This window comes from Exiguobacterium sp. s63 (genome assembly GCF_018617335.1).
In the GTDB taxonomy this organism is placed as follows: Bacteria; Bacillota; Bacilli; order Exiguobacteriales; family Exiguobacteriaceae; genus Exiguobacterium.
On record NZ_JACSKB010000002.1, the window covers coordinates 124,332 to 149,817 of the forward strand.

Here is a 25,486-nt window from a genome sequence, read left to right on the forward strand (position 1 = left end):
TGTTTTTGTTAAGAAGACATCTTCTCTGTGGCATCTTCTTCGATATGCAGTTTATGTTTACGTGTATAGACGAGGAACGCTGCGGTCATCGCAATCGAACTGACTCCGAACAAGACAACCATAAGCTGAAGTCCAATCAAGTCGAGGAAGAACCCCGTCACGAGAAGGACGATTTGGAAGATGATCCGGTCGAGCATGTTTCGGAACGAGAAGAAGCGCCCGTGATATTCTTTTGGCATCCGTGTCTGGAAAATCGTGACGGCCGTCGGGAAGAAGCAACCGACCGAGAATCCGAAGACGACGAACGCGGCGATCGACATGAACGGGATATCCGCAAAATACAGCATCAATTGTGCGACACCGATCAAAAACGAGAACGAGAATAAAATCGAGAACGCCGAGAACTTTTCGCCGATTCGTTTGATCATGAAGGCACCTGTCATGAAGGCGAGTCCTTCAGCCGTATAAATCCATCCTTTAATCGCTGTCGAATCCTGCAACTCACTAATGTTGATGACGAGTAAGTTGAACCCTCCGATAAAGAGGAGCGGGATGAGCGTCATGACGAGTGTCATGAAGATGACCGGGATCGATTTGATGATCGGGAAGACGTCTTTGAAGCCGCTCGACGCTTTCGCATCGATTTTTTTCGCGGACGGTGTCTTCGACTCATCGAGTTTCAAAAAGAGCGTCGCGACCGCAAGCAACAGATAAGCGACGAGCGAGAGCGCATAGACGTTACGGAGCGAGATGAGCGTCAAGAGGACACCGGCAATCGCCGTCCCGATGACACGTGACAACGTCGAAACGTTCATATGGACACCGTTCAAGGCGAGGAGTTCCCGTTCTTTCACGATGAGCGGAATCGCTGCCTGCAGGGCAGGGAAGTAAAAAGCGGCCGACCCTTGTAAGATGATTAAAAAGACGACCATCCACACGACTGAATCCGTTTCGATGGCGACGAACATGAAGAGCACGCTGAGCGCTCGGACAATGCTTGAGATGAGCATGATCTTTTTCTTAGAGCCTTGGTCGGTCAAACGTCCGGCGAGCGGACCGATGGCGACCCCGGCGAGTAAACCGATGGCGAGAATGACCGCTTTCACAAAGTCGGATGGAACGCGGTCTTGCATGAATTCCAAGTTCCCGATGATACCGAGCCATAGCCCAAGACCGGCGACGAATTCGCCCGTCAAGATGATCCAGACGTTCCGATTTTTCCACATAGATGTAGTCCTCGATTCTTATATGCTAATCACTATTATCAAGTAGTAGAGTGAAGAATACCACAAAAAAGAAGCCGAACGTCGGCTTCTTCATCAATCAAATATCACAGTTGTCGTCGGTACACGTCGCACCGTTCGAAAGGACTTGGATCGTCGGGTTATTCTCAGACCAGACTTTTTCGAGCACTTGCGTGAACGCTTCCGTCGGCTGAGCACCGGATACTCCATACTTGTTGTCGAATACGAAGAACGGAACACCTGTGATGCCGAGGTCGCTTGCGCGCTTCTCTTCAGCACGTACGTCTTCCGTATACACATCCGTCGTCAAGACGTCACGCACCGCGTCATGGTCGAGACCAACGCTTGTCGCGATTTCAAGCAACACATCATGATTCCCGATATGTTTTGCATCGACGAAATACGCTTGAAGCAACGCTTCCGATAATTCTTTTTCTTTTCCGACCGTCTTCGCATAATGCGTCAAACGGTGCGAATCGAGCGTACCCGTCACGACCATGTTCTCAAAATCATAGTCGAGTCCGACTTCGCGGGCTTGGGCAGCCACTTGCGCTGTCGTTCCTTTCGCTTGTTCAATCGGCATGCGATATTTCGTCGCGAGTGCCTCATAGATGGAGCGTGAATCGTTCGTCGGGGCGTTCGGGTCGAGTTCGAAACTCTTGAATTCGACTTCGACTTGGTCCGCTTGTGGGAACTGTTCGAGCGCCTCCTCTAGACGACGCTTACCGATATAACAAAACGGGCAGACATAATCTGACCATACTTCAATTTTCATCATAAATCCCTCCTAGCCTTAGTGTAGGAAATCTTGAATTCAAAGTACAGGAAACGGCTCATGAAAAAAAGCCCTCCACGAGGAGGACTTAAAAGACATACCAGAATACGCAGACGAAGTGGGCAAAGCTTCCGAACAAGATGAACAAATGGAACACTTCATGGAAGCCCCATCCTCGCCAGTTGACGAATTTTGGTTTGAACCCATAAATGAGTCCGCCAATCGTATACATGACGCCCCCGAGGACGAGCCAGAAGATGCCGGCGTTGCCAATCACGTCATGGAGCGGTCCGATAAAGAAGACGGACAGCCAACCCATCCCGATATAGAGCGCAGTCGATAAGAAGCGCGGGGCATGGAACCAGACGAGTTTGAAAACGATGCCGAACAAAGCGAGTGCGTGTACCGTTCCGAAGAGGACCCACCGCGTCGGTCCTTCGAGCGCGAGTAGCGTGAGCGGTGCGTATGTACCCGCAATCAATGCGTAAATCATCGCATGGTCGATTCTCCGGAAGAAGGCGATGACGTTTGGTGAGGCGATGATGCTATGGTAAAGACCTGACGACAAGTAAAGAAAGACGAGGCTGATCCCGAATAGGATGGCGGCCATAATCGCAAGCGGCGAGCCAAGCAGTGATGCTTTGACGACCATGGCGATGAGCGCGATGAAAGCGAGTACCGCACCGGCGAGATGCGTCAGCGCGTTAATCGGTTCACGGAAAATCGAATGCATGTAAAACACTCCTTATCACATCATGTAGTATTGATAACTACATGATATACTGAAGAAGAACAAACAGCAAGGTGTACCTTTCGACAAATGAGAGTTTTCTTTATACTTGAGGGTGAGGTGAGACGGATGAAAGCGAAGAATATTACCGAAACGGAAGGGACGCTCCCGAGGGACGTATTGCCGACTGTCGATTTATACATGGACCAGGTCATCCAATTGTTCGAGCAGCACTATGGGAAGATGAAGCGAGACGAGGATGAGACGATTTTGACGAAGACGATGATCAACAATTACGCCAAGGGCAAGTTGTTTCATCCCGTCAAAAATAAAAAGTATACGAATGAACATCTGATGTTACTCAGTTTGATTTATGAGATGAAAGGTCTCTTGTCGATCAATGACATCAAAGAGACGCTACGTCCATTAAATGAGTCAGATGAGACGTTCTCACTTGAGGACTTTTATGAAGCGTATCAGGCACAAAAAGTGAAGAATTTAGAAGCGTTCGAAGCCCAGGCAGACACGCTTTTGAGCACATCGGTCGAAAAAGAGAATGGTATCCAGCGGTCGCTCGCCATTGCGTCTGCCGTACACATGAGCCACTTGTATCAACGATTGGCCGAACAGTTGATTGATGATAAATAAAACAACGCCACTGTAGACAAAGAGTCTATGGTGGCGTTGTTTTTTAGTTGTTGATGTATTTCTCGTAAACCGAACCGAAGTCTTTTCGGTTCCACTCATGATAGTGACGTTGTAGCCAATCGAACGTTTGCTCGTTCAATTCCTTGAACGTGTTCGGGACGTTCATGTCCCCTTCGCGGAGCCCACTTAATATCGACACCGAGTGCGTGAGCGACGTATTCGCATACTCCATCATACGACGACCTTCCCGCTGGATCTCTTCAATCGCGAGGAGTGCCTTATACAAATCTTTGACATGCTCGATTTGTTTCTTATTGATATCAATCGAGTACGCTTTGTCGCCGATTGAGAATTTGACTTCGACATCGAGGTCGACCGTACCCGCCGTCTCGAACATGACGTGCTTGATTGGATAATGTGAATACGGATAACGATAGAGAACGCGCTTCGAACTGATGGCGCTCGTTCCATCGAGGTGGATCATCGACAAGTTGGTGAAACAATACTCATCTGATTTTGACTTGATCAAAAAGTAAATCTTTTCATTGTCTTCGTGAAGGACGTAGTCATCCGCATCCGCCTTGTCGAAGTCGGATGGGTCGATCACCTCACCGATATCACTGAAGCCGGTCAAATCAGAAGCTAGTTTTTTGAACATGTCATTCACTCCTCAATAATGGATTTTATGCATCTCTTTCGGGTCGGAGCCGGTCCGCTCATCACGGTTGAGCGCATCGATGGCCGCCATCTCTTCATTCGTCAACGTAAAGTCGAATACCTGTATATTTTCTTTGATTCGACTTGGAGTGACCGATTTCGGGATGACCGCGACGCCGTTCTGTAAGTGCCAGCGCAAGATGACTTGGGCCGGTGACTTGCCATGAGCGTTCGCAATCTTGACGATGGTTTCATCTTCGAGCGCTTCGCGTCCTTTCATGAGTGGACTCCACGCTTGAATTTGGATGTCATATCGTTTGCAGAATGCAATCAATTCTTTTTGAGACAAATATGGATGGATCTCGACCTGGTTCACCGCTGGTACAATCGAGCACGATTGAATGATTTGTTCCAAATGCTCGATTTCAAAGTTCGAGACACCAATCGCTCGGACGCGTCCTTCTTCGTACAGTTGCTCGAGTGCCTTATACGTTTCGACGAATTTGCCAAAACGAGGCATCGGCCAGTGGATGAGGAACAAGTCGACGTACTCGAGTCCGAGCCGGTCAAGGCTGTCTTGAAACGCTTGGAGCGCCTCGTCGAATCCGTGAAACTCGTTCCAAAGCTTCGTCGTCACAAAAACGTCTTCCCGTGAGATACCTGCTTCCTGAAGCGCTTGTCCGACACTTTCTTCATTTTGATAAATCGCGGCCGTATCGATTAATCGATAATCCGCATCGAGCGCAGCTTTGACCGTATCGACCGTTACCGCGCCGTCTTCGACCTTATAGACACCGAGCCCGAGCATCGGCATCTTGACGTTATTGTTCAACGTCGTCCATTCCATAAAAAATCCCTCCCTCTCGTCTATAACGTTACCGAAGTTTTGGATGAAGGGAAAGGAAAAACTACAGGCGGATGCTCTCCCCATGCGACTTGATCACAATTTGGTCACGGTCGAGTTTTGCGGCCGCGACGAGACGGTGATATGGCTCCTCGACCGGCTCGTAGGAGAGGACGAACGTATCCCAATGCATCGGGAAGAAACGCTTCGCCCCGCTCTCTTTGTACATCATCCAAGCCTGTTCCGGAGTGCAGTGCGCCTCTTGGAACGAGTCCGGTTGATAGGCGCCGATGGGGAAGAAGGCGAGGTCGATCGGTTCACGGTCCGCGAGTCCTTTGAAGGAGTCGGTATACGCCGTGTCTCCTGCAAAGAGCATCCGGATCCCTTTGTATTTGAGCAAATACCCGTTATAGCCCATATGTTTGTCCCACGGGAAACGGTTGCCCCAATGTTTGACGGGAATGGCGCGGACATCGAGTCCGTTCGCAAGCGTCACTTTATCATGTGGATGTAGTTCGAGCGTCTGCAGACTTGGGTATCGTCGGAGCAGGCGGCTCGTCCCAGGGGCAGTGACGACGATCGTCTCGCGAGTGATGAGTCGTTTCAAACTTTTATGGTCAAAGTGGTCCATATGGGCGTGGCTAAGTAGAATGACGTCGACCGGACCGACCTCCTCGATCGAGAGGGCGGGAGCCGTGTGACGTTTCATCCCAATCGTTAGCGGTCCGAGATGAACGCCGATTCGTTTTGAGAAGACGGGATCTGTCAAAATTTTGAGTCCATACCAATGGATGAGGACGGTCGAATGGCCAATCCACGTCGCTTGCACATGCGTCTCATCAATGGTTGTCAGTTCTGGACGTTCCGGCCATTTAAAACGCGGTCGAGGGAGTCGTCGTTTGAATCGTGTATAAAGAAACGTTCCGACACTCGCCAAGACGGCACTCGGAACGAGGATGCGTCGGCGCATCATGCATCACCTCACTGTTCGAATATACTGTCATCATAACGCGGAGGAGCATACATCGCATCCGCCTAAAGGTGTAGAAAAAATGGGAGATTGTGGGGCGCACGCTTGCGAATCCGCTTTCAATTTGATAAGGTGGCAGTAACTTAGGAAAGAGAGGTACACCGTGCGATGAAAAATACACGTTCACTCCAACGATGAGACGAATCATCACTGTTCGCTTGAACAGTCACGGGTGAAGTGTGTCCATTTTTCAAGTGCGGGAAACGCTCGTTTTCCTCTTTGAACGGATTCCTTCACACCACCGCTTTGAAGCGGATGGTGTTTTTTTGTTTCATCGCGTATCGGAAAAATGAGCGAGGTGAAACAGATGTTAGCAATGAAACAAGTCCGGTTTGATTACGACCGGAAACCATTATTTGAAGCGGTCTCTTTTGAGGTCGCGACTGGAGAACGCGCTGTATTATTTGGACTGAACGGGAGTGGGAAGACGACGCTCTTCCGACTCGTGACAGGGGAGTTGACCCCGCAAGACGGGACGATTGAATGTCAAGGTCAGGTCGGGCTCGTCCGACAGACCATCGAATCGCCAGACATGACCGTTCTCGAGTGGACGATGCGCAGTGATCTTGAACGATATGCGCTCTATGAAGATGTTTCTTCTGGTGACGAGATGCGGGTCATGCGGTCCTATGAACAGGCGCTCGCACTCGATGTATATAACTTAGAGCAAGAGGCGACAAGAGCGTTGACGCGACTAGGTCTAGAAAAACAGCTCACTCGGAACATCAACGAGTTGAGTGGGGGCGAGAAGACGCGAACACAGCTTTCGACACTGATGATGAACCAGGTGGACCTTGTCCTGCTCGACGAACCGACGAACCATCTCGATCTCGAGTCGATCCACTGGCTCACGAAGTGGTTGAACCAGTTCAAGGGAACGGTGCTCATCATCTCCCACGACCGTCAACTGATGGACGACGTCGCGACGGTCATCCTCGAACTGTCGGATGGGGAGGTCACAAGATATCCGGGGAACTATACGGCGTATAAACAGCAAAAAGAAGAAGAACGTGTGCGTGACGAGCGGGCCCATGCCCGTTACGTGAGTCGTAAGGCAGAACTGCTCGACATGATTTCCCAGTACAAAGGCTGGCACTTGAAGGCGAAAGCGACAGCGAGTGTCCGCAGTCCGGGGGCGCAAAAAGGAGCGGCCAATCTCGCCGTCAAAATGAAGGCGAGGGAACAAAAGCTCAGACAGCTCGAAGACAATCGTCCGCAAAAGCCAAAAGAGGAGAAAACCATCTCCGTCCGTTTTGCGGCGGATGAGCTCGAAGCGAAGACGTGGTTGACGTGTGAGGATGTGACGTTTGGATACGAGAAGCCGTTCTATGACCCATTCTCTTTCTCAATAAATAAAGGAGAACGGATCTCGATTACCGGACCAAACGGGAGCGGAAAGACGACGTTATTGAACGTACTGATTGGTGAACGAGTGCCACATTCAGGCGTGATCAAGCGACATCCTCGTCTGAAGATCGGGTATTTCTCTCAAACGCTCGAGCGTCTCCCGGAGACGGGGACGTTACTTGAGGCGTTACTCGCCAATAGTGAGATCGGAGAAACGGAGGCGCGGACGTTGCTCGCTCATTTCTTGTTCCGACGAGATGAGGTGCATCGACCGATTGCCGAGGCGAGCATGGGAGAAAAGTGTCGAATCGCCTTTCTCATCTTGTATTTCTCGGATGCCCATCTGTTGGCATTAGATGAACCGACGAACTATTTGGATGTGGCGACGCGTGAACAAATCGAGGCGGCCATATCCGTCTATCCGGGTGGATTATTGTTGATTTCCCACGACCGCTACTTTCATCGTTTGACTTCGCGCACGATTGAATTAGGGGAACACATCATCATACGTGAGAACGATGATACCGGTAAGCCGGTCGATGTCGAACAAATGGTCCGAACGATGGACGAATTGACAAAAGATGAATTGAAATTTTTTGATGAAGCAGGAAACCTCCTACCATTTGACGAAACGAGTGAAATGAATCGAATCGAGTAGGAGTGAAGAACATGAATGGAGGAAGATTGTCGCGTGCGACGACACGGAAGCGTAAACGCGTGTTCCGCATCACGACGGCATTGGCACTAGTGCTCGCCTTAGTCGGCATCATCGCGTTCGCGGCATTGATTGACAAGAAGCAAGAATCGGCGATGCCGGAATCGGATGAGATTGCCACGGAAATGGTCGACTCGGAGTCGGAACAACCCGTTGATGAGGAAACCGAATCCGCCGATATGATTTATATCGAACAACCGTATACGAAAGTATATGGGGATGATCGGGTCGCAGTCGTCTACGAAGCCGACCTCGGTGACCGGTTTAAACGACTGGAGACGGTGAGTGGTTTTGTCAAAGTTCAGTTGAACGAACGATTGACGGGATGGGTCACGGAGGAGAGTGTGACGACAGAGGCTACACGGTTGTCCGATGACGAGGTGATTGCCGCTTGGCAACAAGTCGTCCCGAATGCTTCGGAGACCGCCCTTGACTGGATTGGGAAAGACATCGAGTCCGTTCGTGCGGAACTTGGTAGTCCTTCTGCTGTTCAACGTGATCAAGTGAATGAGTATTATTTCTACGATGGCTTTTTCCTCATGGTACGAGACCAGAAAGTGCGAGCGATCGATTGGGACAAACAGGCATTCGCGACACCGGACGTACAAGCGACAAGCGAACAAACGACAGGGGTTTGGTTCGAGGGGAAGACGGTTCAATTGAAACTGTTCCCATACAGTGGCGTCATGCGTGTCCGTCTCGAACATAAATGACATGAAGCGGGAGAATCGTTCTCTCGCTTTTTTTATTAGCAAACATTCAAATGAACGTTTGAATGTTTGCGGAAAATGGAATAAGATAAAGAGTAGAAGGAGGAGTCAGTTATGGGACATCATCATGATCACGACCATCATCATCATCATTCTGCGAATCAACGAGCGCTTTTACTTGCATTCGTACTGATCGCAGCGTTCATGGTCGTCGAAGTGATCGGCGGACTATGGACGAACAGTTTAGCCCTTTTATCAGATGCGGGTCATATGCTTGGAGATGCGGCAGCCTTAGGGCTTAGTTTCCTTGCCGTTCGATTTGGGGCGAAAGCGGCGACGCCAAGTCGGACGTTCGGATATCGACGTTTTGAAATATTAGCAGCATTCATCAACGGGGTGACGCTTCTCGTCATCTCGATCTATATCCTATTTGAGGCGTATCAGCGACTAAGCGCACCGCCAGACATTTTGAGCGGTGGAATGCTCATCGTTGCCATCATCGGACTGCTCGTCAATATTTTAGCAGCTTGGATTTTAATGCGTGGCGAGAAAGATAATTTGAATGTGAAGAGTGCGTTACTCCATGTATTCGGAGATTTACTCGGGTCGGTCGGAGCCATCACGGCAGCGATCCTCATCATGTTGTTCGGTTGGACGTGGGCGGACCCTGTCGCGAGTGCGTTTGTCGCGATATTGATTTTAATCAGTGGCTATCGGGTGACACGCGATGCGATTCATATCTTGATGGAAGGGTCGCCGGAGCAAATTGACGTCCGGGCGATGCAAGAAGAGATAGCGGGCATCGAAGGGGTGAAGGAAGTTCACGATCTTCATGTCTGGTCCATCTCCTCGAGCGAGCATGCGGCGACATGTCATGTCTTGATCGATGAAGAGACGGATGACCAAGACATTTTGCGGCAAGTGACGGAACGGATTCGGAAATATGGAACGTTCGAGCGCTCGACGGTACAGGTCGAACGAGAGCGTCAATGCTGTGAAGAACGAATTATTTGGTAAATAAAACGGACACTCGCCTGAGTGTCCGTCAGCTTGTTGACAAATAACATGTTCGAACTCGTCCTTCCGGCGCCCACGCTTTCCTCAGGCAATCCCGGAGCCGCATCGCGACCTAGGTCGCTGCTGGGTCTCCGTCGGATTGCTTTCCTGTAGGAGTCGGGGCGCCGTCGGGCGAGCAACGCAAACGGTCGTCATCTGGCGGTCGTTTGTCTTCTTCCAAGGCCACGACGGCCGAAGAAAAAGCTCGGTATTTACTTTGACTCGATGTTTTAGTGGAAAGGGAAGGTAAACGCCGAGATTATCCTCCTCGGGCCGCTGTTCAACATCCGTTCCGTTCGTCAGACCGTGAAGGATGGATGGTGTCGACTTGTTGATCATCAGATCCGCCCCTGTGTGTTTTTCTCACACCATTATATGGGATGAAGGACAAAAGGTGACCAAGAACGGGCAGGCGAGACTCCTGAGGGAATAGCAAGCAAAGGGAGACCCAGCAGTGACGCAGTCGCGATGCGGCTCCCTGCTTGCCCCTAGGAAAGCGAGCCATGTCCGGATTGGGCATAAGACCTATACTTTGTCTACAGTCTGACGGACACTCGCCTGAGTGTCCGTTATTTTCCGTTCACGTCAATGACGACAATCTCTGGTGGATTGTAGATACGTGGGATATTGAAACTATAGTTGAATCCACGGCCGATGATATGGGTGAACGTCTCGTGTTCATAAAGACCTCCCGCGTATTTCGGGAAAAATCCCTGGTCTGGTGCGAATAGGCCGTTCATCACATAGGGGATTCTAACTTGTCCGCCGTGAGCATGTCCTGATAAGACGAGATCGAACGGAAGCTCGGCATAAGTGTCAATTTTCTCAGCACGGTGGGACAGGAGGACTTTGAACGTGTCGTCTCTTTCAATGTCTTCCATCGCGACCGTCGACTCCGCATCCCAGTCCGTATAGATGCTTTCTCTAAATCCGCGAAGCGGGTCTTCTAATCCACCGATGACCAGTTCGATCCCATTGATCGTGACTGTTTCCCACTCATCTTCGAGCACGGTGACACCGTGTGAACGGAAGACTTCCTTCACGTTGTGACGGACATAATCGTCCGAACCATCGATTTCGTGATTGCCGGTTACGAAATACATGGGGGCGATGCCGGCGAGCCCTTCGATGAGATCAAATGCGGGATCAGGAGAACGGTAGCGGTCGAGTAAATCACCTGGCAATGCGATCAGGTCAGGCTCCTGTGCGCGGACTTGGTCAATCAGAATGGACTGTTTATAGCCGTAGGAGGCGCTGTGCAAGTCAGAAAGGAGAACGATGCGAAGCGATTCATTTGTTGCCAATTTTTCTGAGGTCACGTTGTACGTGCGGACGGTCAACCCGTTGTAGGTCGCCGTGAGCAACAAGATGCCGAGCATGGCAAAAAGAAGGGTCGATTTTCGGATCTTCATCTCACTTCGCCTCCTTTCATCTTGTGCCTCTATCTTACCTTGATGCATTCGAGGAATCAAAAAAATCCCGCTCCAGGAGGCGGGATTGAAAGATTACGCTGCTTTTGCTGTCAATTTGACGTCGATATTGCCGCGCGTCGCTTTTGAGTAAGGGCACACTTTGTGTGCTTCTTCGACAAGATGTTCCGCTGTCGCTTGATCGACACCTTTGATCTCGACTTCAAGTTCGACTGAAATGAAGAAACCTTCATCGTTTTGGTTCAGTGTGACGTGACCTGTGACGCTCGAACCGTCTGTCTTCACACGTTCTTTTCCGATGATGAGGTTGAGGGCACTACCGAAGCAAGCCGCATAGCCAGCTGCGAAAAGTTGTTCCGGGTTTGTCGCACCGTCGACGTGTTTCGCGCCAGGCATTGAGACGTTCATGTCGATGACGCCGTCAGTTGATTTCACGTGACCTTCGCGGCCACCGATTGCTGTTGCTGATGCTGTGAATAGTGATTTCATGATTGAATTCCTCCATTTCATTTTTAACAATTAAGTTGTGCACAATTTAAATTATAGAGCAGTCAAAAAGTTTCGCAAGTGATATGCTTGGCTAAAGAAGAGTACGGAGGATTATGCATGGACCAATCGTTAAAGTTAGAACATCAAATTTGTTTTCAGTTGTATACCGCTTCAAAAGAGCTTACCCGGTTATATCGCCCAATTTTAGCACCGCTAAACCTGACGTACAGTCAATACCTTGTGATGCTCGTCTTATGGGAAGAGGACGGAATGGATTTGCGGCAACTCGGATCACGGTTGACGCTCGACTCCGGGACGTTGTCACCGCTCGTCAAACGGCTCATTCAAATCGGCTATGTAGAAAAAAGTCGCGCGACCGATGATGAACGAAAAATCGTCGTCCGATTGACAGAAAGCGGTAGCGCGTTGCGTGAGCAGGCGTTGGATGTGCCACGACAAGTAAGTGGTATGCTAAATATAGATGAAGCGACGTATATCGCATATATGGAGATGCTCACCGATATTAAGACGAGATTACACGATTTCGGGGAGCGTCAGCGCGAGCAGTAAGGAAGGAGGAGCCATGTTTCGAAAATTGATCATCCTCTTGATAGGGATTGGACTTTATATGGCTTGGCAATATGAGATGCCGAACGTGTCTGCCCCGACGAGCATTCAGGTTGAGTCTGAGGTGGCAACCGAACGGGCGGCGGACGCACCGAAGTTTGCGAGTCAGTACGCCGGTCACGACTGGTATTTAGTCGAACGTGGCGGTGATCGCGGACTTGAACTGATTGACGAAGACGGCGCGAAAAAAGGATTTTATCAGTTCGAGACGGGAAGCACATATCGTGGTCTCGTACTGAATGAAACGACACGTGGTCAAGTCGAAGATATCGGCTTTGAGGCGGTGACTTCGTATAATAAAGGGCTGAATCGATACTTGATTCCAGACGACCCATCGTTTTCCGTTTTCGCGATTGATGGCCAGTACGTCACCTTCTTTTTTGATCAACATGATGATGATCTCTTGAAAGGGATTTTGTCGGTCGATCGTCGCGTTGAAGAAGCGAGTGACGGCTATTATGGTGACCTCTCTAAGGAAGGGACGGTCGCCAATGAACAGTTGATGCGCATCCTCATGAACTGGGACCGCGAAAAGTTTGAATTGAATGCGTTAGCCGATTACGAACCACTCTACCCGGTCGTTCGGGCACATAGTCAGAACATGGCGGAGAACGACTTCTTCAGTCACACGAATCCTGAAGGACAAGACCCATTCGATCGAATGGATGAGGCGGGACTTTCGTACTCGATGGCCGGGGAGAACTTGGCGATGGGACAGATGAGTGTGTTCCATGCGCATTGGGGACTCATGAACTCGAAAGGGCACCGGGAGAATATTTTGCAACCTCGATTCACTCACGCGGCGGTCGGACTTGCCTACAATGATGAGAACAGTCCGTTTTACACGATTAATTTCATCACACCACAATAAAAGGATGACTCTCCGGAGCCATCCTTTTTTGATATTAGATGAGTTTTTTCACCGCATCTTCAATCTCAGCCGGTGTCGTCTGAGGTGAGAAACGTTCGATGACGTTCCCGTCGCGGTCGACCAAAAACTTTGTGAAGTTCCATTTGATCGCTTTCGACCCGAGAAGCCCAGGTGCTTCTTTTGAGAGATAGGTGAAGAGCGGATGCGCGTCCTTTCCGTTTACGTCGACTTTCGCGAACATCGGGAACGAGACCCCGTAATTCAGTTGACAGAACTCTTGAATTTCTTCATTGGAGCCCGGGTCCTGATGACCGAACTGGTTGCACGGGAAGCCTAGGATTTGTAGGCCTTGTCCCTTATAGGTGTTGTAAAGTGACTCAAGACCTTCAAGCTGTGGCGTGAACCCACATTTGCTCGCCGTGTTGACGATGAGTAAGACGTCGCCTTGATATGTAGCTAACGGTTGTAATTGTCCTTTCATGTCTAACGCTTCAAAATCATAGATCATGGTGATTCCCCCTTTTTCTGTAGTATACCAAGAGAAAGAGACAGTCTCGACTTTGAACGCGTTGCGTGCAATCAAATTGTTATGAAATCATGATGTCGCTGTTACATCTTTCCGAAGAAAGAATCCGTATAATGAAAATCGTTGTAGAAAGGAACGGTGTTATGCGACTTTTAAAAAATGAATTTATATGGATCGCGCTTATTTTAATCGGACTCTTCTTATCGAGTGCGACGCCTTACTCGGACCAGTCCATCGTTTCGCCACTCGAGCGATTCAATTGGACCTGGATCGAACCGACCCTCGCAAACGTACAGTTCGACTACGCCGGAAAGGAAATCTCGCTCGATACGTTGGGGACGGCAGGGTTGATTGAGTTCTTCATGCGGAAGACAGCTCATGTCGTCACATTCCTCGTCCTCGGTGCATTATTCGTGAGAGCCATCTCGAGAACGAATCTTCATGCCGGGTTAAACCTGCTCTTCGCCTGGGCACTCGTGAACACGGTGGCAATCTTTGATGAGTATCATCAGAGTTTGACCCCTGAACGGACTGCTCTGTTAGAAGATGTCCTTTTGGATAGTACGGGTGCTGCGGCCGGTGTCGTTTTGATTGGTGGGTTCCTATTGCTTCGTTCGAAACGGAAAAATGGAAAACGGGCCGGTTATGTGGCACTAAGGTAGTCAAAAAAATGAATAGGTTACTATGTGAAAAGCGCTTTCTTCGAGTGCTTTTTTTCTTTTTAAAACTATTTTGTGACAATAAACCAAATAAAATATTGTTTATACCCACGTTTTTTAAAGAATAAAACCTAAATTCGGTCAATGTCATACGAATGAAATATAAGTGTAAAATAACTTTTGGTTTAGATTGCTATAATGAGTCACAGAGCGAACGAAATGTCGCGACTTATCTTATTAAAAAACACATGAACGATTATAGATAAAAAATACACGGGAATCAGCGGAGGGAAGCACATTGGGTAACTTGAAGAAATTTGCAGCAACAGTCACTCTAGGCGCACTCTTGATCGGCGGAACGTCACCGACTTATGCGGCCTCACTTACAGAGAAGCAGAAGAAAGTACAAGAACAACGACAAAAGAATAGCAGCGAGCAGTCGAAAGCAAACTCTTCGATTCAATCACGTGAGCAAGCCATCAGCAAAGAGCAACAAGAGATCAACAAGTTAGATGCTGAACTCCAAGACGTCATCAACGATGTCGCTCAGAAGAAAGCTGAAATTCGTGCAACTGAAGAAAAAATTAAAAAGCTTCAAGCACAAATCAAAAAGTACGAAGCAAAAATGAAGAAGCAAGAAGAACTCATGAAAGACCGTATGGCGACGATGCAAAAGAACGGTGGCTCGTCAGTCAACTGGGCTGAGTTCATCTTCGGTTCGAAAGACTTCGGTGATTTGATCACACGTATGATCACTGCTGGTACGATTCAAGAGAACGACCAACAGATCTTTGAAGAATATGAAGCAACAAAAGATAAACTCGCGAAAGCGCAAGCTGAATTAAAAGCAGAACGCGATTCACTCGTGAAGCAAAAAGAAGAACTTGAGAAGCGCCAAAAAGAACTCGATCAAAAAATGAAAGAGCGTGCGGCGAAAATCAAGAAACTTGAAGCTGAAAAAGTGAAATTTGAATCGAAACTCATGAGCTTGAAAGAGATGGAAGACACACTCAAAGCGCAAGAAAAAGCGATTCAATCTGAAATCGAAGCACAACGTCGTGCGGAAGAAGAAGCACGTCGTGCGGCTGCAGCAGCTGCGGCAGCGAAAAAACAACAAGGTTCAAGCTCGAACAGTGGTTCAGCTGCGACAGCGGCGCCTGTTTCATCTGCACCGGCGAGCGGTGGCATGTTCCAACGCCCTGCAAACGGACGTTTCTCACAAGGATGGGGCCCAGCAAGCGGCTCGAACGGCTATTCGTTCCACAACGGACTTGATATCGCAGGTCCAGTTGGCACACCGATTTATGCAGCTCAAACAGGTACGGTCCTCCGTGCAGGTTGGGGTGGCGCTTACGGGAACCACGTCATGATCGCACACGTGATCAACGGACAAGTATGGACGACGGTATATGCTCACATGAGCTCAGTATCCGTTTCTGCAGGTCAACGCGTGACACAAGGACAAAACATTGGTGCGCTAGGTAGCACAGGGAACTCGACTGGACCACACCTTCACTTCGAAATCCACCGTGGTGGCTACTCGTACTCTGGAACGAGCGCGGGAAGCACAGTCAACCCAGCGTCATTCTTCTAATAAACACAAAGAAAGTGATCGGCGAACGCGTCGATCACTTTTTTATTGTCCGATAGACGATGAACGTCAGGAGCGCAGCACCGATCACACTGAGCCATAGCGTATCGACATTTGGGTTATCGAGGACGCTCTGCCCTCCGACGATTAGCATATAAAGAAGGATTGCCACGCCGAGCGAAACCCAAATGAAACGGAATCTATTCATGAAAAATCGCCTCCACCTAATAGTATAGGGGAGGCGATTCGTTTCATCTAGCAAGTCGGACCCAAGCAGATTCCATGATTTGTTGATAACCAACTTCTTGATAAATTTTATTCGATGTCGGATTCGTCAAGTCCGTATAGAGGACGCAGAACGCTTTCGTCTTGAGGATTTGACGACTAAGATCTGCGACCAAACTTCGCGCGTAACCTCTTCCACGTGCGTCAGGTGACGTATAGACGAACGAGACGGTGATTCCATTCTCGGTCGGACGAGCACGTTTCGCACATGAGACAAGCTGGCCGTCGACTTCCCAAAAGACGGCCTCTTCTCGCTTGAGCATCGCCTGTACGGCCTTTGTTACTTTCTCGGGTGGTGAAGAACGAAGACCCGACTCGGCTTCGAAGGCGCTGTACCATGCCTCAAGTTGTGCCTGGTCGGCTGCCGTCGCTTCACGCATATGACCGTTCGCCATCTCGATGTCTTCCACACGATCGAGTCGATAGAGCCCTTGGGACATGAACATCTCGCTCGACCCAGATGTGATCTCTTGCCACGCTTTCCCGAACCGTTCGGCTTGTGCACGTTCCGAGACGATTTCGGTGAAGGGAATCTCGTTTTCGAGAAGGTGTGGGATGATGAAAGATGGAAGCTCATCTTCCCGTTCTTGATTCACGACGATGTAGTGGAGCGGATGTGGTGGTGTCACCTGCAGGATGGCGAGAAGTTCACCTTCTGCTTCGACGGTAAATTGATGAAAGGTCTCATAGACGCCTTGTATCACGTTGTTCAATACGCCAATCATCAGACTGTTCTTCGCTTCTTCCTTCAACAATGCATCCATGACGCGATCTGAGAAGTGGTTCGGGTCTTTCCATTCAATCCATTCCATATGGTTCTCTCCTTTTATAATATGTAGATAAAAACGGACAAACCTAATGGCTTGCCCGTTTATGAGTCGTTCATTATGCGATCTCTTCTTGTTTCGACGCTGTGTTGTCGAGAAGTTTTGTGTTGTGTTTGAAATAGTGGATAATCTTCGCGATGGCGCCGTCACCTGTGACGTTTGTTGCTGTCCCGAAACTATCTTGCGCCAAGTAAAGAGCGATGACCAAACTTTGCATCGTCGCATCGAACCCGAGGATCGATCCGAACAACCCGAGTGATGCCATGACGGCCCCACCTGGTACACCTGGTGCTGCAATCATCGTTACCCCGAGTGCGAGGATGAATGGGAGCACGATGGCGTAAGACATCGGCATGCCGTTCAAGTACATGAGCGCGACACCGACCGACGTGAGTGTGATCGTCGACCCTGACAAGTGAATCGTTGCTGAGAGCGGGATGACGAAGTTCGCGACCCCCTCATCCGTGTTGTTCAACTTCGCTTGACGAAGTGTGACTGGAATTGTAGCAGCCGATGATTGCGTCCCGATGGCTGTGAAGTAAGCCGGCATCATCGTCTTGAGCAACTTGAACGGATTCTCTTTGTTGAGTCCACCTGCGATCGAATATTGAATCATCAGCATCGTCAAGTGAAGGACGATGATGGTAACAAAGACAAGCGAGAACACTGAAAGGATCTCAGCGACTTGTCCGGCGTACGTCATGTTCATGAAAATTCCGGCGATGTGGAATGGTAAGAGTGGAATGATAACTTTGCTGATCAATAGTTCAATGATATCGCGGAAATCCATGGCAAGGTCAAGTGACCGTTTGCTTTCGATTGCGGCAATCCCGATTCCGATAACGAAAGCTAAAATGAGTGCGGTCATGACACCGAATACCGGCGGAATATCAAATTCCATGAACCCTTTGAGGAGAGCTTCCTCAGGATTCTCGGCTTCTGTTGTCGACCGAGTCAAAATTTGTGGGAATAAGTTGCTCGTCGCAAAATATGCGAGCGTCCCTGCGACAATTGTCGAAATATAAGCGATAAGAGCGGTGAGTCCGACTAATTTTCCTGCTCCTTTTCCAAGTTCCCCGATTCCCGGGATGATAAAGGCAAGAATAATCAGTGGAATGGCGAAGCCTAAGAACTGCCCGAAGACCGTGTTGAACGTGACAAACGTCCGAACGATCCAGTTCTGGCTTTCTGGTACGATGCTCCCGAGCAATATCCCGAAAGCGATCGCGATGATGATGCGACCTAAGAGGCCAATGCGTAATTTCAAATCAATCATCCTTTCTGTTTGTTTGAATAGTTGATATTTTCGCACATTTCACAATATGATGCCACCATCTCTTTCAAATTTGTTGAAGAAAGACGTTTGACGACTTCGAAGAAGGGTAATAGAAAATGTTGTACATATCAAGGGAAGGGGCTTCTCCTTTTCCTAATATAAAAACGATGTTATGATTAATGCTGACAGACGTAAAGGAGGGGTGCGCGTGCAGTTACAACGAACAACGATTCACATTGCGGGTCAAGACTATACGATCGTGAGCGAAGAACCCGCTGATCATGTGAGGGAAGTAGGCTTTTTGGTCGACAGTAAGATCCGCGAGATTCGTGAACAATCCCCTCATCTAGATGCTCGTCAGGCAGCGGTCTTGGCTGCGATTCAAATCGCGAGCGACCACGTCAAAACTAAACGAAATATGGGAGAATAAATCAATCCATGGTTACGCTACTTATACTGTTTTTCTTATTTATTGGAATCGTCAACGGTTTTCGCCGTGGCGCGATTCTACAGCTCGGCCATTGGGTCGCGCTTATCATCAGTTTTCTTGTCGCCAATACGTACTATAAAGAGTTAGCGGAAGCGTTTAAGCTGTGGATCCCGTATCCGTCTCAGCTAGACGGAACGCTGCCGGGTGGCGTGTTGGATCTCAACTCCCTGTCGGGGATTGAGATGACATTCTATAACGTCTTTTGGTTCGTCGTCTTGTTCCTCATCACGAAGCTCGTCTTGCATCTCATCTTGGCGATGCTCGACTTCTTGACGGACTTGCCAATTTTACGCCAATTAAAAGGTGTGATCGGTGCCGTTCTCGGGTTCCTTGAGGCGTACGTCATCACATTCTTCATCCTTTGGGTGATCGCGTTCGTGCCGATGGCGAGCGTACAAAACGCCGTCGACAACTCGTCGCTAGCGACATACATCATTCAAGACACGCCATATCTATCCGATTGGTTTTCAAATAAGATGTTGTGACACGACAGGCCGGAATGCAAGCTAGTGCTTGTGTCTCGGTCTTTTCTGTGTGAAGAGGGGGAAGCGTATGAATAAAGTAGAAGCAATGATGTTGCTCGAAAAAATCGCGCAATACATGGAAATCAAAGGGGAGAACCCGTTTAAAATCAATGCGTTCCGAAAGGCGGCGACAGCGCTCGAGAACACAGACCTCGATCTTGAGGACATCGATGACTTGACGTCGATCTCAGGAATCGGAAAGGGGACGGCGGCCGTCCTTGAGGAGTATCGGGATACAGGGCGTAGTGAAGTACTTGAAGCGCTCCAAGAAGAGATCCCATTCGGTCTGATGAAGCTCTTGAAGATTCAAGGGCTCGGTGGGAAGAAGCTCGCTAAACTCCGTGAAGTCGGCGTCGTCGACTTGGAATCGCTCATCCGTGTGCTTGAAGACGGGACAGCGGCATCACTACCCGGTTTCGGGGCGAAGAGTGTGGAGAAATTGCTTGCCGCCGCGAAGAACCTTGAGTCACGTCCAGAACGATTAGCGTACGCAGTCATGCGACCGATTGTTGAAGAGATCAATGAGGTGTTAGAGAAGGAACCGCTCGTCTTGCGTCATTCGGTCGGTGGAAGTTTCCGCCGTGCCGAAGAGACATGTAAAGACCTCGATTTCATCATCGCGACCGAGGAACCGATTGAACTGCGTGAGAAGCTACTCGCCTTGCCGTTCATCAACGAGGTGATTGCGGCAGGTGAGACGAAAGTCTCGCTCGTCCTCGAACGCGAGGAGATGGTGTCGGTCGACTTCCGTATGGTCGAGCCGGATGCGTTCGCTGCGACGCTTCACCACTTCACTGGTTCAAAAGACCACAACGTCCGTATGCGCCAACTCGCGAAGGCGAAAGGGGAATCCATCTCCGAATACGGAGTCGAGACGGCAGATGGGTTGTGGCAACCAAAAACAGAAGAAGAATTGTTCGAACGGTACGGTCTCCCATTCATCCCGCCTGAACTTCGGGAGGGACATGCTGAGTTCGAGCACGACTTATCGAAACTCGTCACGCTCGAGGACATCAAGGCTGACGCACACATGCACACGGTCTGGTCGGACGGGAAGTTGACCGTTGATGAGATCGTCGTGGCGATGAAAGGGCGCGGCTATGAATGGATGGCCATCACGGACCACGGGAAGTATTTGACGTTCGTCAATGGCTTGACGGAGGAACGACTTGTGGAACAAGGGAAAGAAATCCAAGAAGCCGCGAAGACACACGACATGAACGTGTTGCGTGGCGTCGAGATGGATATCCGTCCTGACGGGACACTCGACTATGAACCAGAATTTTTAGAGACGCTCGACTATGTCGTCGCTTCCATCCATTCGAAGATGGACCAATCGGTCGACGAGATCATGGCACGTCTCGAGAACGCCTGCCGTTCCCCGTACGTCAACGTGATTGCCCATCCGACGGGTCGACTCATCGGTCGTCGGGATGGCTATCCGATCGACGAGGACAAGTTGATCGCACTCGCGAAAGAGACGGGGACGGCGCTCGAGTTGAACGCCAACCCGAACCGCCTCGATTTGACAGCCTCTACACTCAAGAAGGCGAAGGCGGCGGGCGTCAAAGTGTTGATCAACACGGATACGCACCACCCAGATATGATGGAAGATATGGCACTCGGTGTGTTGCACGCCCGGAAAGCCTATCTCGAACCATCGGATATTATCAACTGCTTCACGTTTGAAGACGCCAAGGCGTTCTTTGCGGCGAAGCGATAGAAAGGAACATGCTAGATGGACCACGCGTTACGCGTATTAGAATATGAAAAATTGCGTCAACAGCTTGCCGGTCATGCGGCGAGCTCGCTCGGAAAAGATTTGGCGCTGAAGATGCAACCTGACTACTCATACGATCGGGTGCTCTCAAATTTGAATGTGACGAAAGAGGCGACTGAGGTCGTTCGTCTTCATGACCGTCTGCCGCTCGGTGGGCTCACGGACGTCCGTGCGGAAGTGAAGCGGGCCGCCATCGGCTCGGTCCTCTCGACGAGCGAGTTGCTCGCCGTCGCTGCCGTCATGTATGGCGGTCGCCAAGTGAAGAACTTCTTTGAAAAGTTTCACGAGGACAACGAGGAGATTCGCATTCCACGCCTTGACGAGTATGCGGACAAGTTAACGAAGCTCATCGAGGTCGAGCAGGCGATTCGTCAGGCGATTGACGACCAAGGGACGGTCCAAGATTCGGCGAGCTCACAACTCCGTGGACTTCGAACACAGCTCCGGAGCTTTGAAGGCAGTGTCCGGTCACGCATCGACAACATCCTCCGCAACAATGCGAAGATGCTCTCAGACGCCATCGTCACGATTCGAAACGACCGCTATGTCGTACCGGTCAAACAAGAGTATCGCCAGGCGTTCGGCGGGATCGTCCATGACCAGTCAGCTTCTGGTCAGACGCTCTTCATCGAGCCACAAGCGATCGTTTCCATCAACAACGAGATTCAAGAAGTTCGCCTGAAGGAACGTGCTGAAATCGATCGGATTTTAAGTGCGCTCTCGAACGAGGTCGGTGGGGTGCATGATGCCATCATGACGAATATCGATGTATTAGCCGAACTCGACTTCATCTTTGCGAAAGTCGCTTACGGACAAGAGATGAAAGCGACCGAGCCGAAGTTGAACGACAATCGGGAAATCAAATTGAAGCAGGCACGTCATCCGTTCATCCCGAAAGATGAGGTCGTGCCGATCACGGTCGAGCTCGGGGAAGACTACACGTCACTCGTCATCACCGGACCAAACACCGGCGGGAAGACCGTCACGTTGAAGACGATCGGACTCCTTCAGTTAATGGTGCAGTCAGGTCTCTATGTACCGGCAGAATTCGGGACAGAGCTTTCCGTGTTTGACGCGGTCTATGCCGACATCGGGGATGAGCAATCAATCGAACAGAGTCTCTCGACGTTCAGCTCGCATATGACAAACATCGTCGGCATGCTCGACAAAATCGACTTCATGTCACTCGTCCTCTTCGATGAGCTCGGTGCCGGTACGGACCCGCAAGAAGGGGCCGCGCTCGCCATGGCCATCTTAGATGAAGTGAAACGCCGCGGGGCACGTGTCGCAGCGACGACGCATTACTCGGAACTGAAGGCGTATGCTTATAACCGCGAGGGTGTCATGAACGCCTCGATGGAGTTTGATATCGAATCGCTCAGCCCGACGTACCGTCTTTTAATCGGTGTACCGGGTCGCTCGAACGCCTTTGAGATCAGTCGTCGTCTCGGACTGTCTGAGCAAGTCATCGATAAGGCGCGTAGCCACGTTGGTAGTGACGCGGAGTCGGTCGAATCGATGATCAACGAACTTGAAGCAGCGAAACAACGTGCTGAACAGCTCGAACAGGAATTGATCGTCAAACGCCATGACTTCGAAGAAGAGCAGGCAGCGTTTGAAGCGAAGATGACCGAATTTGAGCGCGAACGCGACAACTTGTATAGCGCGGCCGAGGCGAAAGCCGAGAAGGCCGTCGAGCAGGCGAAGCGTCAGGCGAACGAAGTCATCGACCGCTTGAAGAAGCTACGTGAACAGGGAATCGTCAAAGAGCACGAGATTATCGCAGCGAAGAAAGAGCTCGAGTCGGCCAAACCGACGCTTCAAGAGAAAAAGATCCAAAAAGTGAAACAAAAAGCCCAGCAGAAACGTACGTTCAGTAAGGGCGAAGAAGTGAAAGTGACGACGTTCAACCAAAAAGGCTACATCGTGAAACAAATCAACGACAATGAGTACAACGTCCAAGTCGGCATCATGAAAGTGAACGTCAAAGCGGACGACCTTCAGAAGATCGGTCCATCGAAAGAGAAGCCGCTTCAATCGAAAGGAAGCTCGCTCAAACGACAGAGCTCGACGAAGTCCGAGCTCGACCTTCGTGGCGTCCGTGTCGAGGAAGGGCTCATGCGTCTAGATAAGTATATCGATGAAGCGCTCGTGTCGGGCTATGATAACGTCCGCATCATCCACGGTTTAGGTACCGGGGCGATGCGTCAGGCGACACAAGAATTTTTAAAAGGACATCGTCACGTGAAGAGCCAGCGCCCGGGAGGAATGGGCGAGGGTGGACTCGGAGTCACGGTCGTCGAACTAAAGTAAAGGGAGTCGGGGAATGGGCACGTTAACGTTTGCGGTTATGCTAGAGTCGTTCGGACTTTATTCGATGGCAGGACTGATGATTATTGTCGGTCTCGCCATCTTCGAGGTGACGACGCCATACAGCAATTGGCGCGAGATTCAAAAAGGGAATATCGCCGTCGCCTTGGCGACAGGTGGGAAGATTGTCGGTCTCGCCAATATCTTCCGTGTCGTCGAGAGCTATCATGAGAGCACGATCGATATCTTCATCGGTGGAGGATTCGGTTTCCTATTGCTACTGGCGACTTATTGGTTATTTGAATTTTTGACACCGACATTGAAGGTGAACGACGAGATTCAACAAGGAAATATTGCTGTCGGATTGTTGGCATTCTTGCTGTCGATCGGGGTATCCCTCGTCGTTGGCGCGGCATTGGTGAGGTGAAGACATGGTATACGAACGATTGGCAAAGATTTTGTTCATCGGGGCCGGGCTGTTCTTAGTGGCAGCGGCACTCTGGTATATGTTTTATTGAGAGACGAGGGGATCATCCATTTGGATGCTCCCTTTTTTGATTTTGGTAACCTTGAATATAAAATATATAGGTGAAAGGAAAATATTTTACAATTCGTGTGAGGAAATCGATATACTGAAACTAGATTATGGAACGAGATACATAAGAAGGTTGAGGTGTGGGTCATGGCGAACGGGTCAGAAGTGTTTGAAGTCTTGATGACGAATGCAGTGAAATTACCTGGGGTGAAAGTAAACCGGAAAGAGTTTTTAGCTCAAAATTTTAGCAAGTACGTGCCGGCGAATCAGTTGGCAGAGATTATAGAGAAGGGACCGCTTGAGGCGAACGTCCCTCTTTCAGTCATCAAAAAAGTAGCGAAACGAAATATTACCAATCAGACGATGAAAAGTTCGAGTGCATCGTTTGCAGCCGGTCTACCTGGAGGCATCGGTCTCGCCGCAACGATTCCGGCCGATACGGCACAATTCTTCGGTTTCGCCCTCCGTTTGGCGCAAGAAATCGGGTATTTATATGGGTACGATGACTTTTGGGAAGACGGGGAACTAGATGTCGAACGGGTGAATGGAGAATTGATTCTCTTTTTAGGTGTCATGTTCGGCGTGGGCGGTGCGACGGCTACCATCAAGGCACTATCCGCACAACTCTCGAAAGAAGCTTTGAAAAAGATCCCGAACAAAGCATTGATGAAAACGGTGTACTATCCAATCATCAAGAAAATGTCAGCGATGATTGGGGTGAAGATGACGAAAGACACGTTCGCTAAAGGGATTTCGAAGATGATTCCACTCGCAGGTGGTGTCATTTCAGGAGGAATCACGTACTCATTGATGACAAAGATGGGCAATCGCCTCATGCATGCGCTTGAAGAAGGGGTAAACATGACGGAAGCGGAGTTTGTTGAAAGTGTGGAAGCAGTCAAGCGTGAAAATTTTGAAATCATCGAAGCAGAATTTGTAGAAATTGATGAGGGATCACGTAATGACGGGGAAGTCATATAAGGAGATATCGTATGTTCTAGGAGGGGATTATTCATGAATCTAGACTTACACTACTTGATGTCGACCGAGCGTTACGTACTCGACATGGAATCGTTTCAGATGAAGAATGAGGCGTATTACCCGTTAGAGTGGACGTTTTATGGAGCGGCGAATCCGACGATGCTCCTCACATGGGACGCTAATCGCGACCGCATCCGAATCCGCTTCGAACAGTACGCCGTCTTTTTGGGGACACAAGAAGAGCACGGAATGAAAGAAGACGGGTTATGGAACGAGCATCCGATTGTAAAACTGTCCGCATCGCGCCTTATGTCATTCGCTAGTGAACGGATGGCGATTCATCCGGTGAACCGAAACCGTGGTGCGCTCTCACATTACGTCATCCGTACAATCGAGCAGGAGTTTCATGTGTTAGCGTATGAAGACCCGACCGTAGAAGATTTAGGGAAAGTCGGCGACACGGGAGTACGTGTCGAAATCGTAGAAGAAGCCGAATAAAAACAACGTCGCCTCGAATCGGAGGCGACGT

At 49.8% G+C, this 25,486-nt stretch carries 27 protein-coding genes; 15 read left to right on the forward strand and 12 right to left on the reverse strand.

All coding sequences use genetic code 11. From position 1 onward, the window contains the following. Positions 1-8: 8 nt before the first annotated feature. From KNO90_RS07420 to trhA, 3 genes are all read right to left on the reverse strand, one after another. Complete coding sequence (locus KNO90_RS07420) at positions 9-1,226, reverse strand: MFS transporter (RefSeq protein ID WP_214739499.1); 1,218 nt, start codon at positions 1,224-1,226, stop codon at positions 9-11. A gap of 97 nt (positions 1,227-1,323) precedes the next feature. After that, positions 1,324-2,019 (reverse strand): DsbA family oxidoreductase, encoded by a 696-nt coding sequence (locus KNO90_RS07425; RefSeq protein WP_214739501.1) that lies wholly within the window; start codon positions 2,017-2,019, stop codon positions 1,324-1,326. 88 nt (positions 2,020-2,107) lie between these two features. After that, entirely contained in the window at positions 2,108-2,752 is a 645-nt protein-coding gene (gene trhA / locus KNO90_RS07430; protein ID WP_214739503.1) for a PAQR family membrane homeostasis protein TrhA, read from the reverse strand. 126 nt (positions 2,753-2,878) lie between these two features. On the opposite strand from trhA, the gene KNO90_RS07435 reads away from it, so the two are divergent. Further along, positions 2,879-3,397 (forward strand): DUF1836 domain-containing protein, encoded by a 519-nt coding sequence (locus KNO90_RS07435; protein WP_214739505.1) that lies wholly within the window; start codon positions 2,879-2,881, stop codon positions 3,395-3,397. Positions 3,398-3,440: 43 nt separating this feature from the next. On the opposite strand, the gene KNO90_RS07440 is transcribed toward KNO90_RS07435, so the two are convergent. From KNO90_RS07440 to KNO90_RS07450, 3 genes are all read right to left on the reverse strand, one after another. After that, positions 3,441-4,055, reverse strand: a complete 615-nt coding sequence (locus tag KNO90_RS07440; RefSeq protein ID WP_214739506.1) for a PH domain-containing protein — start codon at positions 4,053-4,055, stop codon at positions 3,441-3,443. Positions 4,056-4,067: 12 nt separating this feature from the next. Beyond that, positions 4,068-4,901, reverse strand: a complete 834-nt coding sequence (locus tag KNO90_RS07445) for an aldo/keto reductase (protein ID WP_215113339.1) — start codon at positions 4,899-4,901, stop codon at positions 4,068-4,070. A gap of 61 nt (positions 4,902-4,962) precedes the next feature. Then, positions 4,963-5,868 (reverse strand): MBL fold metallo-hydrolase, encoded by a 906-nt coding sequence (locus KNO90_RS07450; RefSeq protein ID WP_251127398.1) that lies wholly within the window; start codon positions 5,866-5,868, stop codon positions 4,963-4,965. Between the two features lie 367 nt (positions 5,869-6,235). Here KNO90_RS07450 and abc-f point away from each other — a divergent pair, with 367 nt between their 5' ends. The 3 genes from abc-f to KNO90_RS07465 all read left to right on the forward strand — a co-directional run bounded on the left by abc-f (position 6,236) and on the right by KNO90_RS07465 (position 9,717). Further along, a complete protein-coding gene (abc-f, locus tag KNO90_RS07455; RefSeq protein ID WP_215113341.1) occupies positions 6,236-7,933 on the forward strand; it encodes a ribosomal protection-like ABC-F family protein in 1,698 nt (565 codons plus the stop codon). 11 nt (positions 7,934-7,944) lie between these two features. Further along, entirely contained in the window at positions 7,945-8,703 is a 759-nt protein-coding gene (locus KNO90_RS07460) for a hypothetical protein (protein ID WP_215113342.1), read from the forward strand. 111 nt (positions 8,704-8,814) lie between these two features. After that, complete coding sequence (locus KNO90_RS07465) at positions 8,815-9,717, forward strand: cation diffusion facilitator family transporter (protein ID WP_214739516.1); 903 nt, start codon at positions 8,815-8,817, stop codon at positions 9,715-9,717. A gap of 608 nt (positions 9,718-10,325) precedes the next feature. Here KNO90_RS07465 and KNO90_RS07470 read toward each other — a convergent pair. Further along, on the reverse strand, positions 10,326-11,168 hold the full coding sequence (locus KNO90_RS07470) for a metallophosphoesterase (protein ID WP_214739518.1): 843 nt from the start codon (positions 11,166-11,168) through the stop codon (positions 10,326-10,328). 93 nt (positions 11,169-11,261) lie between these two features. Then, the gene (locus tag KNO90_RS07475) at positions 11,262-11,675 is read right to left on the reverse strand and encodes an organic hydroperoxide resistance protein (protein ID WP_214739520.1); all 414 of its coding nucleotides are present in this window, start codon (positions 11,673-11,675) and stop codon (positions 11,262-11,264) included. 117 nt (positions 11,676-11,792) lie between these two features. On the opposite strand from KNO90_RS07475, the gene KNO90_RS07480 reads away from it, so the two are divergent. Both KNO90_RS07480 and KNO90_RS07485 read left to right on the forward strand, forming a co-directional pair. After that, complete coding sequence (locus KNO90_RS07480) at positions 11,793-12,245, forward strand: MarR family winged helix-turn-helix transcriptional regulator (protein ID WP_214739522.1); 453 nt, start codon at positions 11,793-11,795, stop codon at positions 12,243-12,245. A gap of 13 nt (positions 12,246-12,258) precedes the next feature. Continuing rightward, entirely contained in the window at positions 12,259-13,173 is a 915-nt protein-coding gene (locus KNO90_RS07485) for a CAP domain-containing protein (protein WP_215113343.1), read from the forward strand. 34 nt (positions 13,174-13,207) lie between these two features. Here the strand turns inward: KNO90_RS07485 and KNO90_RS07490 are convergent, their stop codons facing one another. Next, entirely contained in the window at positions 13,208-13,681 is a 474-nt protein-coding gene (locus KNO90_RS07490) for a glutathione peroxidase (protein ID WP_214739526.1), read from the reverse strand. 161 nt (positions 13,682-13,842) lie between these two features. Here KNO90_RS07490 and KNO90_RS07495 point away from each other — a divergent pair, with 161 nt between their 5' ends. Both KNO90_RS07495 and KNO90_RS07500 read left to right on the forward strand, forming a co-directional pair. Beyond that, the gene (locus tag KNO90_RS07495) at positions 13,843-14,361 is read left to right on the forward strand and encodes a VanZ family protein (protein WP_215113344.1); all 519 of its coding nucleotides are present in this window, start codon (positions 13,843-13,845) and stop codon (positions 14,359-14,361) included. Positions 14,362-14,656: 295 nt separating this feature from the next. Then, a complete protein-coding gene (locus tag KNO90_RS07500; RefSeq protein WP_215113345.1) occupies positions 14,657-15,952 on the forward strand; it encodes a murein hydrolase activator EnvC family protein in 1,296 nt (431 codons plus the stop codon). 34 nt (positions 15,953-15,986) lie between these two features. Here the strand turns inward: KNO90_RS07500 and KNO90_RS07505 are convergent, their stop codons facing one another. The 3 genes from KNO90_RS07505 to KNO90_RS07515 form a co-directional block, all read right to left on the reverse strand. Continuing rightward, positions 15,987-16,157: a hypothetical protein gene (locus KNO90_RS07505; protein ID WP_215113346.1), complete on the reverse strand. Its 171-nt coding sequence runs from the start codon at positions 16,155-16,157 to the stop codon at positions 15,987-15,989. A gap of 43 nt (positions 16,158-16,200) precedes the next feature. Next, the gene (locus KNO90_RS07510; protein WP_215113347.1) at positions 16,201-17,046 is read right to left on the reverse strand and encodes a GNAT family N-acetyltransferase; all 846 of its coding nucleotides are present in this window, start codon (positions 17,044-17,046) and stop codon (positions 16,201-16,203) included. A gap of 73 nt (positions 17,047-17,119) precedes the next feature. Next, a complete protein-coding gene (locus tag KNO90_RS07515) occupies positions 17,120-18,337 on the reverse strand; it encodes a dicarboxylate/amino acid:cation symporter (protein WP_214742345.1) in 1,218 nt (405 codons plus the stop codon). A 208-nt stretch (positions 18,338-18,545) separates the two neighbouring features. Between KNO90_RS07515 and zapA the strand changes: the two genes are divergently transcribed. The 7 genes from zapA (at position 18,546) to KNO90_RS07550 (ending at position 25,455) form a co-directional block, all read left to right on the forward strand. Further along, positions 18,546-18,767: a cell division protein ZapA gene (gene zapA / locus KNO90_RS07520; protein ID WP_015881047.1), complete on the forward strand. Its 222-nt coding sequence runs from the start codon at positions 18,546-18,548 to the stop codon at positions 18,765-18,767. A gap of 8 nt (positions 18,768-18,775) precedes the next feature. Continuing rightward, a complete protein-coding gene (locus tag KNO90_RS07525) occupies positions 18,776-19,312 on the forward strand; it encodes a CvpA family protein (protein ID WP_214739536.1) in 537 nt (178 codons plus the stop codon). 67 nt (positions 19,313-19,379) lie between these two features. After that, a complete protein-coding gene (gene polX / locus KNO90_RS07530; protein WP_215113348.1) occupies positions 19,380-21,074 on the forward strand; it encodes a DNA polymerase/3'-5' exonuclease PolX in 1,695 nt (564 codons plus the stop codon). A gap of 15 nt (positions 21,075-21,089) precedes the next feature. Next, the gene (locus KNO90_RS07535) at positions 21,090-23,444 is read left to right on the forward strand and encodes an endonuclease MutS2 (protein ID WP_215113349.1); all 2,355 of its coding nucleotides are present in this window, start codon (positions 21,090-21,092) and stop codon (positions 23,442-23,444) included. A 13-nt stretch (positions 23,445-23,457) separates the two neighbouring features. After that, positions 23,458-23,868 (forward strand): DUF350 domain-containing protein, encoded by a 411-nt coding sequence (locus tag KNO90_RS07540; RefSeq protein ID WP_214739542.1) that lies wholly within the window; start codon positions 23,458-23,460, stop codon positions 23,866-23,868. A gap of 255 nt (positions 23,869-24,123) precedes the next feature. Then, positions 24,124-24,957, forward strand: a complete 834-nt coding sequence (locus KNO90_RS07545; protein ID WP_215113350.1) for an EcsC family protein — start codon at positions 24,124-24,126, stop codon at positions 24,955-24,957. Between the two features lie 33 nt (positions 24,958-24,990). Then, on the forward strand, positions 24,991-25,455 hold the full coding sequence (locus KNO90_RS07550; RefSeq protein ID WP_215113351.1) for a hypothetical protein: 465 nt from the start codon (positions 24,991-24,993) through the stop codon (positions 25,453-25,455). Positions 25,456-25,486: the final 31 nt, after the last annotated feature.

Bases quoted from the DNA above. Each gene is read 5' to 3' on its own strand.
- KNO90_RS07420 (WP_214739499.1), bottom strand. From the start codon at position 1,226: ATGTGGAAAAATCGGAACGTCTGGATCATCTTGACGGGCGAATTCGTC.
- KNO90_RS07425 (WP_214739501.1), bottom strand. From the start codon at position 2,019: ATGAAAATTGAAGTATGGTCAGATTATGTCTGCCCGTTTTGTTATATC.
- trhA (WP_214739503.1), bottom strand. From the start codon at position 2,752: ATGCATTCGATTTTCCGTGAACCGATTAACGCGCTGACGCATCTCGCC.
- KNO90_RS07435 (WP_214739505.1), top strand. From the start codon at position 2,879: ATGAAAGCGAAGAATATTACCGAAACGGAAGGGACGCTCCCGAGGGAC.
- KNO90_RS07440 (WP_214739506.1), bottom strand. From the start codon at position 4,055: ATGTTCAAAAAACTAGCTTCTGATTTGACCGGCTTCAGTGATATCGGT.
- KNO90_RS07445 (WP_215113339.1), bottom strand. From the start codon at position 4,901: ATGGAATGGACGACGTTGAACAATAACGTCAAGATGCCGATGCTCGGG.
- KNO90_RS07450 (WP_251127398.1), bottom strand. From the start codon at position 5,868: ATGCGCCGACGCATCCTCGTTCCGAGTGCCGTCTTGGCGAGTGTCGGA.
- abc-f (WP_215113341.1), top strand. From the start codon at position 6,236: ATGTTAGCAATGAAACAAGTCCGGTTTGATTACGACCGGAAACCATTA.
- KNO90_RS07460 (WP_215113342.1), top strand. From the start codon at position 7,945: ATGAATGGAGGAAGATTGTCGCGTGCGACGACACGGAAGCGTAAACGC.
- KNO90_RS07465 (WP_214739516.1), top strand. From the start codon at position 8,815: ATGGGACATCATCATGATCACGACCATCATCATCATCATTCTGCGAAT.
- KNO90_RS07470 (WP_214739518.1), bottom strand. From the start codon at position 11,168: ATGAAGATCCGAAAATCGACCCTTCTTTTTGCCATGCTCGGCATCTTG.
- KNO90_RS07475 (WP_214739520.1), bottom strand. From the start codon at position 11,675: ATGAAATCACTATTCACAGCATCAGCAACAGCAATCGGTGGCCGCGAA.
- KNO90_RS07480 (WP_214739522.1), top strand. From the start codon at position 11,793: ATGGACCAATCGTTAAAGTTAGAACATCAAATTTGTTTTCAGTTGTAT.
- KNO90_RS07485 (WP_215113343.1), top strand. From the start codon at position 12,259: ATGTTTCGAAAATTGATCATCCTCTTGATAGGGATTGGACTTTATATG.
- KNO90_RS07490 (WP_214739526.1), bottom strand. From the start codon at position 13,681: ATGATCTATGATTTTGAAGCGTTAGACATGAAAGGACAATTACAACCG.
- KNO90_RS07495 (WP_215113344.1), top strand. From the start codon at position 13,843: ATGCGACTTTTAAAAAATGAATTTATATGGATCGCGCTTATTTTAATC.
- KNO90_RS07505 (WP_215113346.1), bottom strand. From the start codon at position 16,157: ATGAATAGATTCCGTTTCATTTGGGTTTCGCTCGGCGTGGCAATCCTT.
- KNO90_RS07510 (WP_215113347.1), bottom strand. From the start codon at position 17,046: ATGGAATGGATTGAATGGAAAGACCCGAACCACTTCTCAGATCGCGTC.
- KNO90_RS07515 (WP_214742345.1), bottom strand. From the start codon at position 18,337: ATGATTGATTTGAAATTACGCATTGGCCTCTTAGGTCGCATCATCATC.
- KNO90_RS07525 (WP_214739536.1), top strand. From the start codon at position 18,776: ATGGTTACGCTACTTATACTGTTTTTCTTATTTATTGGAATCGTCAAC.
- polX (WP_215113348.1), top strand. From the start codon at position 19,380: ATGAATAAAGTAGAAGCAATGATGTTGCTCGAAAAAATCGCGCAATAC.
- KNO90_RS07535 (WP_215113349.1), top strand. From the start codon at position 21,090: ATGGACCACGCGTTACGCGTATTAGAATATGAAAAATTGCGTCAACAG.
- KNO90_RS07540 (WP_214739542.1), top strand. From the start codon at position 23,458: ATGGGCACGTTAACGTTTGCGGTTATGCTAGAGTCGTTCGGACTTTAT.
- KNO90_RS07545 (WP_215113350.1), top strand. From the start codon at position 24,124: ATGGCGAACGGGTCAGAAGTGTTTGAAGTCTTGATGACGAATGCAGTG.
- KNO90_RS07550 (WP_215113351.1), top strand. From the start codon at position 24,991: ATGAATCTAGACTTACACTACTTGATGTCGACCGAGCGTTACGTACTC.